Raw genomic sequence first — 16,128 nt, 5'->3', positions numbered from 1 at the left:
CGAAGTCTGTTCACCAGAATACGCCGCCTTTTACCGAAACACAACCACAATATGACTGTGTGTCACATTACGGCGGCCGCTTACGCCTTCTTCTTAGCCGGTGGTGGTGTGACTGCGGCAGTCATGGTTTCGACGAGCAGTTTTTCCAACACCGCATTGATCGCCAAGCCCACCATGGCGCTTTGGATATTGGTGGTGTCGGCTTTGTTGACTTTGTTGATGGTGACTTCGCCGGTGAAATCCGAGTTGGCTTGTTGCACCGCCCCGATAAATGCCAAAATAAACGCATCAAACGCCTGCGCCGGCTGGCGGTCGATCAATTGATAGCGGATCCCATTAGCGATCGTGTCCAAGTTGAACACCGGTTTTAAAATGGCTAACACCAAAATGTTGGCCAACTGGGCCCGATGATACTTCTTCTTCGTCGGGGCGGCAATGACCCCTTTTTTGACATAGTTATTGACCATGGTGGCGGTCAATGGATCCAGCCCTAATGGGGCGATGATCTCGTTGACGAACTGCACCACTTGATCCATATAAAGATCAAACTGCGGCAAATCGGTCCACCGTGGTAAGTTTGCGCGCTGCAAGCGCGCCAGATATGCTGCAAATGCTTCTTCTTCTGCCATGAGTTTTCCTCCGTATCTCTAGTATACCATGTAAACTAGACAACGATACCAGATAAAATAGGGCCAAAAAAAATACCAACCACAGGCTGGTATTTTTGCTTAAGCGTTGGTGCTCTTCTTGACCACTTGGGCACCTTTGTAGTAACCCTTTGGAGAAACGTGGTGAGAAACACGATATTCGCCGGTCGTTGCATCAAATTGTAAGTTAGGAACGTTCAACTTGATGTGGCCACGGCGCATACGCTTTTTGGTCTTTGAAGTTCTGCGTGCTGGAACTGCCATGAGCGGAAAACCCCTTTGTATTAGATTTCTTTTCTACTATACCGGACATTCAGAAAAATGCAAGGCAAAATCCCGGTCCAGTGCCTTGGGTAGTCCAATGAACTACCACAGCAACACTTATCTTACTAGAAAAGCGCCGTCAAGGCAATACCTTAACACAACATTTCCACCAAACCAGGCGTATGCGCCTATTTTGCGGCGACTGGCTGGCTGGTAAAGGTCAATTGGCCAGCGGCAACCCCTAACGTGACTTGGCTTTGCGGCAAGATCTCCCCGGCGATCAATTTCTTCGCCAACGGGGTTTCCACCGCATTCGTCAACAAGCGCTGCAGCGGCCGTGCCCCATAAGCCGGCTCGTAGCCTTTGTCAGCCAGCCATTCTTGGGCGGCTGGGGTGACGTTAAGCGTGATTTCTTGGGTTTGCAGGCGCTGATTCAAGCGCTCAAGATCTTTCATGACGATTTTTTCAATATCTGCCAGGCGCAATGGATTGAACATGATGATGTCATCGATCCGGTTGAGGAATTCTGGCTTGAAGTGGCTGCGCACCAGTTTCAACACCTGCTGCTGGCGTGCAGGGGTGATCTTGCCATCCGCTTGCATCCCGTCAAGCAGTGCCTCCGAGCCTAAATTAGACGTCATAATGATGATCGTGTTTTTAAAATTGACCGTGCGCCCTTGGCTGTCGGTCAAACGGCCGTCATCTAACACTTGCAACAAGATGTTAAAGACATCTGGGTGGGCTTTTTCGATTTCATCCAACAAGACGATCGTGTATGGGTTGCGCCGCACGGCTTCCGTCAATTGCCCGCCTTCTTCATACCCAACATACCCAGGCGCGGCACCGACTAGCCGCGAAACGCTGATCTTGTCCATATACTCGGACATATCGATACGCACCATATGTTTTTCAGAATCAAACAGCGTATCGGCTAAAGTCTTGGCCAACTCAGTTTTACCGACCCCAGTCGGGCCAAGAAACAAGAAACTCCCTAAAGGCCGACTCGGGTCTTGCAACCCGGCACGCGAGCGCAAAACTGCATCTGCCACCGCAGCCACCGCCGGATCTTGGCCGATCACCCGCGCATGCAGGTTATCGGCTAAATGCAGGAGTTTTTCGCGATCGCCTTGGACCAGCTTGGCCACCGGGATCCCGGTTTGTCGAGAGATCACCGCGGCGATTTCGTTTTCAGTAACGGATTCTTGCACCAGCCATTCATCAGGCCGATCAGCTTGTTCTAAGTCGGCTAACTCTTTTTCCAAAGCCGGGATCGTACCGTGTTGCAAACGAGCGGCTTTTTCCAGATCATAGCGGGCTTGGGCATCTTCAAGTTCGTGTTTGGCGTGGTCGATTTCGGACTTTTTGTCATTGACCGCATTGATGTCGCGCTTTTCAGCATCCCATTGTGCCTTGAGTTGGTTGGTTTCTTCTTTCAAATCTGCCAACTCGGCTTGCAGCTGCGTCAGGCGCTTTTGCGACGCCGGGTCAGTTTCTTTGCTCAACGCTTGTGCTTCGATTTCCAGCTGCATTTGGCGCCGTTCGGCCACATCTAATTCTGTTGGCCGCGAATTCATTTCCACATTGATGTTGGCACTGGCTTCGTCGACCAAGTCGATCGCTTTATCCGGTAAGAAGCGATCGGTGATGTAGCGATCTGCCAATGTCGCCGCCGCCACCAGTGCGGCATCATGGATACGCACGCCATGAAAGATCTCAAAGCGCTCTTTTAACCCGCGCAAAATGCTGATCGTGTCTTCAACGCTGGGCTCTTGGACCAACACCCGCTGGAAGCGCCGCTCCAAGGCCTTGTCTTTTTCGATATTTTCCCGGTATTCATCCAAAGTCGTCGCGCCGATCAAATGCAGCTCCCCGCGGGCTAACATCGGCTTGAGCAAGTTGCCGGCATCCATTGCCCCTTCAGCCTTGCCAGCGCCAACGATGGTATGGATCTCATCGATGAACAAGATGATCTGGCCTTGTGATTGTTGGACCTCTTTCAGCACGGCTTTAAAGCGCTCTTCAAACTCACCGCGATACTTGGCCCCCGCTAACAAGCTGCCCATGTCCAAGGAAATGATCGTCTTGTCTTTCAGGTTATCTGGGACATCTTGGCGCACGATTCGCTGCGCTAAGCCTTCGACGATCGCCGTTTTCCCCACCCCGGGTTCGCCGATCAGCACCGGGTTGTTTTTCGTTTTGCGCGATAAGATCCGGATCACGTTGCGGATTTCTTCATCACGGCCAATGATCGGGTCCATTTTGCCGGAACGCGCTTCTTGCACCAGATCGGTGCCGTATTTTTTCAAGCTTTGATAATTGTTTTCAGCCGTTTTTGAAGTCACTTTGGCCCCGCCGCGCAATTGATTCACCACTTGGCGCAATTTTTTTTGCGTCAACCCCTGCTCGGTCAAGTATTCCGTGATGCTCAGGTATTTTTGATCAAACAGTGCTAAGATCAGCGCTTCTGTGGCAATGTACTCGTCGCCGAGTTGATCGCGGACCTTGTCGGCATTTTGCATCAGCTGATAGAGATTTTGGCTCATGTTTTGCCCATATTGCGTCGTGCCTTCCACCACCGGCTCATCGTCTAAGGCTTTATCGATCACGGCATTGAGCCCGTCAAGCTTGATCCCTGCAGTTTTAAACACTTGGGTGGCAAACAATTCAGGCTGCAGCAAGGCTTTAAACAATTCCGGGATATCGATTTCTTGATGGTGCCGGACTTGGGCGATTTGCTGGGCACTGGCGATGGCTTCTGTGACTGCTTGCGTCAACTTATCTGGATTCATGAGCTAGACCCCTTTCACTTTACGTTTAATTGTAACAAGTCTGTAATAGTCAGTAAAGGTCAAAACACCAAAAAACGACCGGTCTCCCGGTCGATTTTTGGCTCATGCTTTAGTCTTAAGCTGGGCTTTTAAAGCCTCATTTTCGGCGGTCAAAGTCTTGGTCGCCGCTTTTATCTGGGCTTGCACATCTTGTTGCAGCGCCTGATGGTCCTTTTTTAACGCCGCCATCGCTTTGCGCTGTTGCGCGGCATTGGCGGTGGTGGTCAAAATCGCGATCAACGCCCCGATCAATACACTGACAACGATCACGACGATCAATGGCCAGTGGAAAGTCGCGCCAAAGAAATTAACGGTCACCGCTTGACCGTTCAACAAGGCAAAAATGATCAAGACCAGCGCCAAGATCAACCCCACAAGCAATCGTTGTTGATTTTTCATCTGCTGCCTACTTTCGATTGAATATCCCGCCAGCCAACCAATCACCAAGCTGCGGCGCCAGCGTATAACCGGCTGCAGCCAGCGCCATGAGCTTCGGCGCATTGAGCTCCCGCACCGGTTTGCCAAAGGCATTGACGATGCGCTTGGCTAACTTTTGCGGGTCTAATACGAGCTTTTCGACTGACTTGAGGTAATCTAACGCCCCTGCTGCGGCGAAAAAGTCTGTGTCGATCGGCCCCGGGTTAACCGTCATCACCTTAACGCCTAAAGGTTTCAACTCTAAGCGCAAAGCGTTAGAATACCCGATCACCGCAAATTTAGACGCCGAATAAATCGCCGACTTCGGCGTCGCCATTTTCCCTGCCATAGAAGCGATATTGATGATCTGCCCGCGGCCGGCTTGCACCATTGGCCGCCCCAGCAGTTGGGTCAAATACATCACCCCTAAAACGTTGACCCGCAGCATTTTTTCGGCAACCGCCATCGGCGTGTCTAAGGCATTGGCAAAATAGCCAAACCCGGCGGCATTGACCAACACGTCAGGCGTGTGCTCAGCCAAAAGCTGGTTAACGACCGCTTGGATCATCACCGGATCGGCGACATCCAGCACATACGAATACGCCGGCTTGCCAGAAAGCGCGCTGGCTTGGGCTTGCGCCAAGGCCAATTGCGGTTTGCGGCGGGCTAAAAAAATCACTGTCGCACCGCGGCTGGCGGCTTCTAAGCCGATCGCTTTGCCTAAGCCGGCAGAACCGCCGGTGACGACCACCGTTTTGTCGTTTAGTTCACGCATGCTGTTTTCTCCTTTGCAAAGGGGATGTCAATGGTTTCCAGGTCGTGGACCACATGGGTCGGCGCAAAGATCTTTTGGGCTGATTTTTCCAACATTGCGGCGCCTTTGCCAATATAGCGGGCCGAAATATGGTTCAGCAACAGGCGCTTGGCGCCGGCTGCTTTGGCCATTTTCGCCGCTTGCAAGTTGGTGGTATGGAAATATTGGCGCGCCAGTTTAGCTTCTTCTGGGCCAAAGGTGCTTTCATGGACCAAGACATCGGCGTCTTGGGCCAATTGCAGCGTGTGCTCGGTTTTGCGGGTATCGCCTAAAATCGCCACCGTCCGCCCAAGTTGGGCCGGGCCGATGAAATCATGCCCATCCAAGCGCCGGCCATCGGCCAAAGTGACGGTTTTCCCGGCTTTTAACTGGCCGTATACCGGTCCCATCGGCACCTTGGCAGCTTTGACCTTTTCGATCAACAACTCGCCTGGATGCGGCTTTTCCTCCACGCGAAACCCAAAACTGGTAATGCGATGATCGAGGGTATCAAAGCTGACTTTGAACGTCTCATCTTCAAACGCGACCCCAGGGTTGGCTAACAACTTGAAGGTCAGCTTATACGGCAAGCGCGTTTGGGTCACTTGCAAACTCGTGCGCACAAAGCGCTCGATGCCTTCTGGCCCATAGATCGTCAGCCCCGCTTCACCGCCTTGATTGGCGCGGCTGGCTAAAAAACCGGGCAACCCAAAGATGTGATCGCCATGCAAGTGGGTAATGAAGATCTTGGTCACCTTCCGTGGCCGGATCGAAGTTTTGAGGATCTGGTGTTGCGTGCCTTCGCCGCAATCAAATAACCACACCTCGTTGCGCTCATCAAGCAGCTTTAACGCTAAGCTTGACACGTTGCGCGTCTTGGACGGCGAACCCGCCCCAGTGCCTAAGAATTCGATTTCCATGTTGTTCTTCCCATCTTTTCAGTCTCGATTCAAGTGTAACACGCGCCTTGGGCCCAAACCAAACCCTGCTTTGCCCCAAAAAAAGAGGGTGCGCCGCGCATGGGCACCCCCTTTGTGATCATTGCGCTAACAGCGACTTGGCGATCAGCGTCGCGTAATATGGATTGCCAGTGGGATTCATATGCACTTGGTCGTCATAAAACCATTCGCCATGCTCGACACTGGTGTGATACCAGTCAATGATATGCAGATTCGGATAGTGGGCTTGTTCCTGCGTCAACAAGCCATTGACCTGGTTTTGCCATGCACGCGTCGGCACATGCACATTGACCCAGTAGACTTGCCGCTTGGTGCCGATCACCCGCATCATTTTGGCCAGATCATGCGCAGAAAACGGGCCATTCGTGCCTAACCCGATCACCACGGTATCGGCTAACGCGCCGCTGTGCGCATAGCGGTCCACGATTGCGATCGTGGACGCCATTTGCCGCGACACCGCCGCATCGATGAAGGCTTGTGGGAACAGTTTTTGCAGCATCGGTTTGCCATCAAGCATCACCGAATCGCCGATCGCCGTCACATTCATGGTCTGCGCTTTTTGCAGCTGCACTTGCGTCAGCCCATAAGGCTCAAACTCTCGATTGACGGGATGGGTTTTGGCCTTAGAAGCGGCTTCAGCACTGATCGATTGCGACAAGCTCAGGCTGGCTGAGCGGTTTTTAGCCGCTTGCGATGCTTTGGCGTTCGCTTTTTGCGCCGCTTTTAAAGCCGCTTCTTTTTGCTTTTTATCGGCTTTATTTTGCTTGAGCTGCTTGGCTAAAGGCGAACTGTCTGCCGTCGATTTTGCGCCTGGCGCCATGCCGATGCCGACGGCGCCGATCGCAAAAATCACCGTGGCGATCAGCGGCACCCACCGCTTGGATCCATGCGTTTGCCCGTGGCAAAAGGCCTTGATAAAAGGCCATGTCTGCCGGTAATTGAAATGGGCCAAAGGCTGTTCGATGAAGCGATACGATAACTCCGTCAACAAGACGATCAAAACCACTTCGATCACCGGATACAACAGCGGGTGCGCCGCAATATTGCGAAAGCGGTCTTCCCAAAAAATCATCACGGGAAATTGATATAAGTACAAGCCATAACTGCGGCTGCCCACCCAGCTAAACACAGGGTTGGTCAGCAAGCGGTTAAAATGCGCCCCAGGATGCGCCACGACAGCCACTAACAACATGGTCAGCAGCGAAAATAAGAACATCCCGCCTTGATATAGCCAAGGACTTTGCGCATCAAGGCGCAAGACCATCGCCAGCATCCCCAACAGCGCCACGGTCCCGATGCCATCCAGCATGCGCGCTTGGCGGGTGCCGATATGTTGCGATAAATGGGCACTCGGCCAAATAAACGCCAATGCTGCCCCTAACAAAATCGAAAACGCCCGCGTATCGGTGCCATAATACAGCCGGCTGGGGTCGCTGGCGGCGCCATGCATGGTCAAATGATATAAGATAAACATCCACCCGGCACTGGCGACCGCCGCCAAAAAGGTGACATTGAACAACTTGCCGCGATTTTTGACTAACCACCACAACCCCAACACCACAAACGGCCATACCAAGTAATACTGTCCTTCAATGGATAGCGTCCACAAGTGGGTAAACGGCGACTCATTATTGGCAAAGCGCGCAAAATACGACTGTCCATGTAAGATCTGCCACCAATTATAGACATACGCCAAATTGGTCAGCACCATCCAGTGCAAATTATGCAACAAGTCACGGGCAAACAGCGCAATATAAGCACTGGTGGCAAACAATACCGCGATCAAGCCGGGATACAAGCGCTTGATCCGCTTGATGAAAAACGGTTTAAACGCGATCGTGCCAGTGCGATCCAGCTGCATCAACAACCCATCGGTGATCAAATAACCAGACACGACCATAAAAATCGGCACGCCCAGATACCCGCCGGCAAACAGATCCGGCCGCAAGTGATACAAAATCACCCCCAGCACTCCAAGCGTTCGCAAGCCATCAAAACCGGTAATATAGCGACGCGGTTTGACGTTATTTTTCCCCATGCTTAAAACCCACCATTTCAGATCGACTTAAGCCGCACTTAAGTCGGATTATTCTACGAATTCGAAGGTGAAATCATCGATTGCGACCAAATCACCTTGCTTGGCCCCAGCGGCTCGCAACGCATCATCGACACCTAAGCGGCGCAGCTGCCGCGCGAAGCGCACGACCCCATCATCATGATCAAGATTAGCCATCTTAAAGGTCTTTTCAAGCTTTTCGCCGCTTAAAATGAACACCCCATCGGCATCGCGCTCAACATGCACAGCATCGGTTGGTGCTTCATAGGTATACTCAGCACGATCAGATTGTGATTTAGGCGCAAAGACCGGCGCGGTTTTCAACGCTTGCGCGGTGGCGCGCATCAACTGCTGCACCCCGGTATGGGTGATACTGGAGATCTCAAAAATATCCGCCGCTTGCACCCCTTCAGCCAACAAGGCTTGTTTGAATGCCGCAAAACGCTCTTTTGCACCTGGCAGATCCAGCTTGGTGGCGACGACCAGCTGCGGCCGCTGCAAAATGGTGTCATCATAAGTGGCTAATTCCTGCCGGATCTGATGATAATCTGCCAGCGGCTCGCGCCCGGAATCAGGATCCATTTCGACTAGGTGTAAAATCACCCGCGTGCGCTCAACATGGCGCAAAAACTGAATCCCTAAGCCCACCCCAGTAGAGGCGCCTTCGATCAAGCCAGGCAGATCCGCCATCACAAAGTCGCTGCCATCATCAAGCTGCACCATGCCCAAGTTAGGCACCAAAGTGGTGAACTGATACGCCGCGATTTTGGGTTTGGCTTGCGTGACCACTGACAGCAAGGTGGATTTGCCTACTGAAGGAAAGCCCACTAAGCCGACATCAGCCAAGACCTTCAATTCCAGCTGCACATACCGATGCACCCCAGGTTCGCCATTTTCGGCAATTTCCGGGGCGGTATTTTTAGGCGAGACAAAATGGATGTTGCCGCGCCCGCCGCGCCCGCCGCGAGCCACGACCAGCTCTTGGCCAGGTTCAGTCAAATCGCCGATCAACTCATGGGTATCCGCATCTGTCACGGTCGTTCCGGCAGGTACTGCCACGCGCATGTCTTCTGCTTTGCGGCCATACATGGACTTGCCTTGGCCATTGCCGCCGGCTTTGGCTTTAAAATGCCGCTGATAGCGAAAATCCATCAACGTCCGCAACCCTTCATCCACATAGAAGACGATGCTGCCGCCACGACCGCCATCGCCGCCAGCAGGGCCGCCAAAAGGCACGAACTTTTCATGCCGGAATGCGACCATTCCGTCGCCGCCTTTTCCGGCTTGTACTTCTACTGTCACCTGATCGACAAACATGGTGTCCTCCTAATTGTGAACCGGTCTAAACAATCTATCTATCATAAAGTAATCATAGCCGCAATGCAATCGCGGCTCAGCCTTAAATATTATAACAGTCCCACCTAGCCCTTGTCGCGTCAATCCCAAACCGCGCTTGTTTAAAAATAAAAAAATAGCTCCGCCAAGTCATTGACGGAACCATAAGGGATATTGTGCCAAGCGCTTGGCGCTATTTTGCCGGCGTCATCAAAAAGCCGCTCCATGGCTTTAACTCATCTAATAGGAACAACTCATCCGGATGCACATGGCCGACCACATTGACGCGGCCATCGTTAGGCATGGCTTGCAAGGCGATTTGGGTTTCGCCTTTGTATTGCCCATACCCGTTGTTGTCGATCAAGACATCCCCGCGCTTGATCGCCACGGTGTGATGCGCCGGAAAATCGCGCGACGCATAAGTCACCCGCGTTTGGGTGGAGCGCAAGAGATACTCAGAAGCATCGCCGCGATAATGATGCTGATTGGCAAACAGCAATTCTTTTTCCAACGGCGAAGCCTCTTTTGCCGCCACCACGGTAAGCGTCGGGTAAGCGGCGGTAAAAGCGGCACTGGCAGCGGCCAATTCAGCCGCACTGGCATACGCATTGCCAATGATCACATCATTGATCGTGCCCAACAGGCGATAGTGTTTGACTTGCGTAGCGATCGGCAAGTCGCGATGCCGCTCTAATGTCGGCAGCCCGTCTTGGGTCGGCCAAGGCCCAAACGTTGCTGCTTGGGCATTGACAAACGCAGCGGTATTCAGATTATAGCGGGTGTACAGCGCCGTGGCCCGGTCAAAAAACGCTTGGCCTAACCCGGAAAACCGGTGGGGATAAAAATTATGCGACCCGAGCAAATTATCGGTATTGGGACTATAGCTCATGATGTTATCAATATAGTGGGTCCCTTGCGACATATTGACTTCGATCTTGAGCCCGTATGGATTGCGGGTCATCTGCGCCTCTTCTGCGCCGGTGAACCCCAGATCCAAGCGGATTCCCCAAGCCCCTAACGCATGAAAGAAGCGCAGATCATCATAAGCCACCCCCAGCTGTGCAAATAACGCCGGGTTGATATCGACCATCACCTGCATCCCTAAGTCATTGGCTTTGGCGATGACTGCTTTGAAATTAGCCAAGACTTGCTCGGCGTCGCCTTTGATCTCCAGCAATGAGGTAAAAACGCGTTGGTAGCCATTTTGGGCGGCAATGGTTAAATAAGCCGCATCCTGCTCATAAGTCGACCGTTCTGGGTAGACCGAAACGCCTAATTTGCCCATGTGTGATTCCCCCTTTTGGTTTAGATTACCATATTGGTTCCTACAAATGAAAGGGCTTACGATAATTGGTAGGAACAAAAAAGGCGAATGACGGCTTTTTGACCGTTTTATGACTGATATTGAAAGTTTTAGGTTGATTATGACCGTTATTTGAGTATAATCTTTTTTGTGAGGTGAGTGCAAATGCTTACAGAAGAACGACAACGCTATATCCTAGACCAGCTCCAACAACAACCCATCGTCAAACTCAAAGCGCTGATGCAAGCCTTAGGTGCTTCTGAGTCGACGATCCGGCGGGACTTATGCGAGCTGGAAGACGCTGGCAAATTGCGCCGCATCCATGGTGGTGCTGAACGGCTGGAATCCGCGCCGATCGAACCCAGTGTGCATGAAAAAGCCGCCCGGTATTTGATCGAAAAACAGCGCATCGCCCAAGCCGCGGTCCAACTGGTCCCTGAGCATGCCACCATTTTTTTAGATGCCGGCACCACCACCGCTCAGCTGATCCCGTTATTAAAAGCCAAAAACGTCACCGTGGTCACGACTGGGGTCGATAACGCCTCGGCTTTAGCCGATGCCGATATCACGGCGATGATCCTTGGCGGCAAAATCAAATCAGCCACCAAAGCCACAGTCGGTGCTGAAACCGTCGCGGCACTGCAGCAGCGCCATTTTGACGTAGCTTTCATCGGCGCCAATGGCATCCATCCTAAGTTTGGACTGACCACGCCTGATGCTGAAGAAGCCGTCGTCAAACAAACCGCGCTGACGCAAGCCCACACCGCAGTGGTCTTGGCGGATCCAAGCAAGTTTGGCGAAGTGAGTTTTGCCAAGATCGCCCCGTTGTCTGCGGCAACGATCTTAACCACCAGCTTGGCGCAGCTCAGCCCGGTATTTGCCGATTATCCCAATATCCAGGAGGTTCAATCTTGATTTATTCTATTACCCTCAACCCTTCTTTAGACTATGTGGTCGGGTTGCCTAAACTCGCGCTTGGCCGCGTCAACCGCCTGGAATCCGCCCATAAACTCCCCGGCGGCAAAGGCATCAACGTCAGCCGGATCCTCGAACAACTCGGGATCTCATCGACCGCTTTAGGATTTGCCGGCGGGTTCACCGGTCAATTCCTAAAGCAGCGCTTGACGGCTTTGCATCTGCAAACCGCATTTACGCCGATCGCCGATGACACCCGGATCAACGTCAAGTTAAAAGCAGCTGAAGAAACGGAATTAAACGCAGCCGGTCCCACGATTTCGCCGGCAGAAATCACCGCTTTCAAACACACGCTGACCAAAGCCCTCAAGCCCGGTGACGTCGTGGTGATGGCCGGCAGTCTTCCCAATGGCTTGCCGACAACGTTTTATCATGACTTGATTCCCTTGATTCATGCCGCCCATGCCGAGTTTGTGATCGATACCACTGGCCAAGCGCTGCTGGATACCTTGCCTGAGCATCCTTATGTGGTCAAACCGAATCACCATGAGCTTGCAGAACTCTTCGGCGATGCCGAATATCCCAGTTTAGCCGCCACCGCCGCTGCCGGCCGCCGACTGTTAGGCTTAGGCGCGCAACACGTGCTGGTGTCGATGGCCGGCAAAGGTGCCTTATTGATCACCCCAGATGCGGCTTATCACGGCTTTGTGCAGCCTGGCAGCGTCCAAAACTCAGTCGGTGCCGGCGATTCGATGTTGGCCGGGTTCACGGGGACTTATCAGCAAACGCATGATGCCTTAGCTGCCTTTAAAGTAGCCTTAGCTTGTGGCAGCGCCACCGCATTTTCACTCGACTTGGCAGATAAGGCCATGATCGATCAAGTCTTCGCAACGATCACCATCACGCAACTTTAGGAGGGCATTATGGATATTCGCGAACTATTACTAAAAGATGTCATGATCATGGATCTCAAAGCCACCACCAAGGAAGCAGCGATCGATGAAATGACAGCCAAGTACCATGAAGCTGGGATCATCACCGATTTGGCCCTTTATCGCCAAGATATCTTAAAGCGTGAAAGTGAATCCACGACCGGCATTGGCGACGGCATCGCCATGCCGCATGCTAAAGACGCGGCTGTGTCGCGGGCGACGGTGTTATTTGCCAAGTCGCGTGCCGGCATTGATTTCAATTCCTTAGACGGCCAACCGGTGTATCTCTTCTTCATGATCGCCGCGCCTGAAGGGGCCAACAACACCCACTTGCAAGCCTTAGCGGCCTTATCGTCACTGTTGATCAATCCCGACTTAGTGGCGGCTTTAAAACAAGCCCAAACCCCTGATGAGGTGCAAAAGCTTTTTGGTGACGCGCAAGCGGCCAAGGAGCAAAAAGACGCTGAAGAAGCGGCTGAAGAAGCTAAACAAGCCAACACGCCACAACCAGCCGCAACGCCTGCCGCAGCGCCTTACATCGTCGCCGTGACCGCCTGCCCTACCGGCATTGCGCATACCTACATGGCCGAAGCGGCGTTGAAAGAAACCGCCGAGAAAATGGGCGTCGCCATTAAAGTTGAAACCAATGGCTCTGAAGGCGTCAAGCATCAGCTGACCGCCGCAGAAATCGACCGCGCTGTTGGCGTCATCGTCGCCGCCGATAAGAAAGTGGACATGGCCCGTTTTGATGGCAAACACCTCTTAAATCGCCCGGTCATCGACGGCATCAAGAAACCAGCAGAATTGATCCAAGAGACCTTGGATCAAAAAGGCGGCATTTTCCATGCAGAAGGCGGCGCCACAACCGCCACCGCTGCCAGCGATCAAAAAGGCCTTTGGAACCGGGTCTACCAAGACTTGATGAATGGGGTTTCCAACATGCTCCCCTTCGTGGTTGGCGGTGGGATCATCATGGCCTTGTCGTTCTTGTTTGAAAATTGGTTTGGCGCGCATTCAATGGCGTTCACGTTTACCAACAACTTAGGCAACTATGCCTTTAGCTTCTTAGTACCGGTGTTAGCAGCTTATATCGCGGTATCTATCGGTGATCGCCCAGCATTGATGCCAGGGTTTGTCGGCGGGTATATGGCCACGTTAGCCGCCGCTTCTGTGGTCAAAGCCCAAAATCCGGCTGGGTTTATCGGCGGCTTGGCCGCTGGGTTTATCGCAGGTTGGCTGATCATTGGCTTGAAGAAGTGCTTTGCAAAGCTGCCGCATTCCCTTGATGGGCTGAAAACCATCTTGATCTATCCGGTGATCGGCTTGGCCTTAATGGGCTTGATCATGTTCTTCATCGTCAATCCCATTTTTGCCGCCATCAACGGCGCGCTGATCGGTTTTCTTGAAGGGATGGGTACCGGCAACGCGATCATCGTAGGGGTGATCTTAGCGGCGATGATGTCCATTGATATGGGCGGTCCTTTCAATAAAGCGGCTTATACGTTCGCCATCGGGATCTACCAAGCCTCCAACTTCAAAGACGGCCGCTGGATGGCTGCAGTCATGATCGGTGGGATGATTCCGCCTTTGGCCATTGCCATTGCTTCAACATTTTTCCCGAAGAAATTCACCCAAACTGAACGCAACTCCGGCTTGACCAATTATGTCTTAGGCTTGACCTTCATCACCGAAGGCGCGATCCCCTTTGCTGCCACTGATCCGGTGCACGTCATCGGCAGTTCCGTGGTCGGCTCTGCGATTGCCGGGGGCCTCACGCAATTATGGCATGTCAACGTCCCTGCCCCGCATGGCGGGATCGTGGCCTTGGCCTTGACGAATCAAAAATTCGGCTTCATCATGTCCCTTTTGATCGGGGCCGTGATCGCCGGCTTGCTCTTAGGGATTTGGCGGCCAGTGGCCAAAGAAAACGCCTAACCGCAAAAAACTGCTGCCTTCAAGGCAGCAGTTTTTTTAGTGTGGCAACGCCAAACGATAAGTCGGCGAGCGTTTGGCTGTGGGGGCATATAACACCTCATGGTCATAAACAAATCCCAGCTTTTGAATGATATGTTTTGACGCCTGGTTATCCGGATGATGCCCGGCAGTCAAAGCCTTGGCCTGCAACACTTGGATGGCGAAGGTGATCACCGCATGCGCGGCTTCTTCCGCCAACCCTTGATGCCAAAACTCCGGACGCAAATGGTACCCCAGCTCATACACCCCAGGCGCTTTTTTATGCAAGCCGCAAGCGCCAACGAGTTCGCCAGCTGCCGTAAACATCGGCCAATACTGTACGCCGGTGGCGGCTAGCGCAGCCACTTCTTGTGCCAGCCGCTTGGCCACCATGTCTGGGGTGAAGCCATGCGCCGAGATCAGCGCCGTCACGCGCGGATCGCCCCATAATTGCTGAGCCGCCAAGCTCATGCCGGCTTGCCAGTGGCCAAAATGCAACCGCGGCGTATCTTGCGGCTTTGTCAATGGCAGCCGATAACTGGGCGTCACCAATCCAGTCGGCGCATAGACTTCATGATGCGTGTATTGGAAGCCTAATTTGTCGACAAGAATATGCCGTGATGGCAGGTTGTCTGGATGGTGGCGGGCATACAAGGCCTGCGCATCAGGAAACTGCAAGGCAAAAGCGACCACCGCATGAGCCAGTTCAGTGGCATACCCGCGGCCCCAGTATTGCGGCCGCAAATGATACCCCAGCTCATACAGATGCGCGCCTCGCAGCTGCAAGCCGCAACAGCCGATCAACTCTTGCGCCGGGGTAAACACTGGCCAATATTGCACCCCATCGGCTGCTTGTGACGTGACTTCTAGCGCCAGCCGATTTTGGATCGCTTCAGGCGAATAGCCATGCATCGAAATGTAACGGGTCACTTGTAGATCTCCCCAAAGCGTCGTGGCCAGTTGCAAGTCATGAGCGTGCCATTCACCAAAGTGAGCGCGTTTAGTGGGATTTGGATGAGACATTTTTTCACCGCCTTTTCATAATAGGTTCTACAGTAGCACCATTAAACTCTGATGACAAATCTACGCCCACTGACAACCTGTGCTATACTATGGCCAACATGGCATGGGGGGAACACTATGAACATCCGTTATGAGAAAATGGACGCTTGGGCTGATCAAGCGCGAGCGTTTTTCAAAGACCACTGGCAATCTGAAACCACGATCGTCAATTCTGGTGAGTACCACTTGGCTGATCTCAATGGGATTGTTGCCGTCACTGCCGACGACCAGGTGGTGGGTTTAGTCACTTACACCGTCCATGGCAATGCCATGGAGATCGTTTCTTTGAATTCGAATCAACCCCAACAAGGCATCGGCAGCAAATTGATGGCAGCCGCCGAAGCGCGGGCTCAAGCGACCAGACTCACGCAAATGGTGGTGACCATCACCAATGACAATCTGGATGCGATGCGTTTTTACCAAAAAAGAGGCTATCGCTTCGCGAAGGTGATCCGCGGTTCTGTGGATACGGCCCGCACCATTAAGCCCACCGTTCCAGAAACCGGCAATGACGGGATCGCGATCCACGATGAATTGTTGATGAATAAGAACCTGCCGCGTTGATCAACCACAACAAAAGGCGGATGTGATGTGAACCCCCAGGTTTGGACAACAATCCAAATCTGGGGGTTTTACTATGGTCAAGTTTGATCTAGATTTTCGC

At 52.8% G+C, this 16,128-nt stretch carries 14 protein-coding genes; 4 read left to right on the top strand and 10 right to left on the bottom strand.

Annotated elements, in window-relative coordinates:
- Positions 1 to 80 precede the first annotated feature (80 nt).
- From EKM91_RS06995 to EKM91_RS06955, 9 genes are all read right to left on the bottom strand, one after another.
- A complete protein-coding gene (locus EKM91_RS06995) occupies positions 81 to 629 on the bottom strand; it encodes a DUF1836 domain-containing protein (RefSeq protein ID WP_125751834.1) in 549 nt (182 codons plus the stop codon).
- A 99-nt stretch (positions 630 to 728) separates the two neighbouring features.
- Positions 729 to 911 (bottom strand): 50S ribosomal protein L32, encoded by a 183-nt coding sequence (gene rpmF, locus EKM91_RS06990; RefSeq protein ID WP_125751831.1) that lies wholly within the window; start codon positions 909 to 911, stop codon positions 729 to 731.
- A gap of 188 nt (positions 912 to 1,099) precedes the next feature.
- Complete coding sequence (gene clpB, locus EKM91_RS06985; protein ID WP_125751828.1) at positions 1,100 to 3,700, bottom strand: ATP-dependent chaperone ClpB; 2,601 nt, start codon at positions 3,698 to 3,700, stop codon at positions 1,100 to 1,102.
- Positions 3,701 to 3,802: 102 nt separating this feature from the next.
- Complete coding sequence (locus tag EKM91_RS06980; protein ID WP_125751825.1) at positions 3,803 to 4,138, bottom strand: LapA family protein; 336 nt, start codon at positions 4,136 to 4,138, stop codon at positions 3,803 to 3,805.
- Between the two features lie 7 nt (positions 4,139 to 4,145).
- Entirely contained in the window at positions 4,146 to 4,931 is a 786-nt protein-coding gene (locus EKM91_RS06975; RefSeq protein WP_125751822.1) for an SDR family NAD(P)-dependent oxidoreductase, read from the bottom strand.
- A complete protein-coding gene (rnz, locus tag EKM91_RS06970) occupies positions 4,919 to 5,869 on the bottom strand; it encodes a ribonuclease Z (protein ID WP_125751819.1) in 951 nt (316 codons plus the stop codon). The genes EKM91_RS06975 and rnz overlap by 13 nt, the downstream gene beginning before the upstream one ends.
- A gap of 118 nt (positions 5,870 to 5,987) precedes the next feature.
- Positions 5,988 to 7,946, bottom strand: a complete 1,959-nt coding sequence (locus tag EKM91_RS06965; RefSeq protein WP_125751816.1) for an acyltransferase family protein — start codon at positions 7,944 to 7,946, stop codon at positions 5,988 to 5,990.
- Between the two features lie 48 nt (positions 7,947 to 7,994).
- A complete protein-coding gene (obgE, locus tag EKM91_RS06960; protein WP_125751813.1) occupies positions 7,995 to 9,281 on the bottom strand; it encodes a GTPase ObgE in 1,287 nt (428 codons plus the stop codon).
- 211 nt (positions 9,282 to 9,492) lie between these two features.
- Positions 9,493 to 10,584 carry a DUF871 domain-containing protein gene (locus EKM91_RS06955; protein ID WP_125751810.1) on the bottom strand — a complete coding sequence of 364 codons (1,092 nt, stop codon included), beginning with the start codon at positions 10,582 to 10,584 and terminating at the stop codon, positions 9,493 to 9,495.
- 183 nt (positions 10,585 to 10,767) lie between these two features.
- On the opposite strand from EKM91_RS06955, the gene EKM91_RS06950 reads away from it, so the two are divergent.
- Genes EKM91_RS06950 through EKM91_RS06940 form a run of 3 tightly spaced genes read left to right on the top strand, consistent with a single transcriptional unit; the run spans position 10,768 to position 14,384 of the window.
- Positions 10,768 to 11,517 carry a DeoR/GlpR family DNA-binding transcription regulator gene (locus EKM91_RS06950; protein ID WP_125751807.1) on the top strand — a complete coding sequence of 250 codons (750 nt, stop codon included), beginning with the start codon at positions 10,768 to 10,770 and terminating at the stop codon, positions 11,515 to 11,517.
- Positions 11,514 to 12,431 carry a 1-phosphofructokinase gene (pfkB, locus tag EKM91_RS06945; RefSeq protein ID WP_125751804.1) on the top strand — a complete coding sequence of 306 codons (918 nt, stop codon included), beginning with the start codon at positions 11,514 to 11,516 and terminating at the stop codon, positions 12,429 to 12,431. Before EKM91_RS06950 ends, pfkB begins: the two co-directional genes overlap by 4 nt.
- A 9-nt stretch (positions 12,432 to 12,440) precedes the next feature.
- Positions 12,441 to 14,384, top strand: a complete 1,944-nt coding sequence (locus EKM91_RS06940) for a PTS fructose transporter subunit IIABC (RefSeq protein WP_125751801.1) — start codon at positions 12,441 to 12,443, stop codon at positions 14,382 to 14,384.
- Between the two features lie 36 nt (positions 14,385 to 14,420).
- On the opposite strand, the gene EKM91_RS06935 is transcribed toward EKM91_RS06940, so the two are convergent.
- A complete protein-coding gene (locus EKM91_RS06935) occupies positions 14,421 to 15,425 on the bottom strand; it encodes a GNAT family N-acetyltransferase (protein WP_125751798.1) in 1,005 nt (334 codons plus the stop codon).
- 117 nt (positions 15,426 to 15,542) lie between these two features.
- On the opposite strand from EKM91_RS06935, the gene EKM91_RS06930 reads away from it, so the two are divergent.
- Positions 15,543 to 16,028 carry a GNAT family N-acetyltransferase gene (locus EKM91_RS06930; RefSeq protein WP_164508496.1) on the top strand — a complete coding sequence of 162 codons (486 nt, stop codon included), beginning with the start codon at positions 15,543 to 15,545 and terminating at the stop codon, positions 16,026 to 16,028.
- Positions 16,029 to 16,128 lie beyond the last annotated feature (100 nt).

This window comes from Lacticaseibacillus baoqingensis (genome assembly GCF_003946165.1).
Lineage (GTDB): Bacteria > Bacillota > Bacilli > Lactobacillales > Lactobacillaceae > Lacticaseibacillus > Lacticaseibacillus baoqingensis.
Note: the sequence above shows the minus strand (reverse complement) of the source record. Positions and strands in the feature narration are given on the sequence as shown.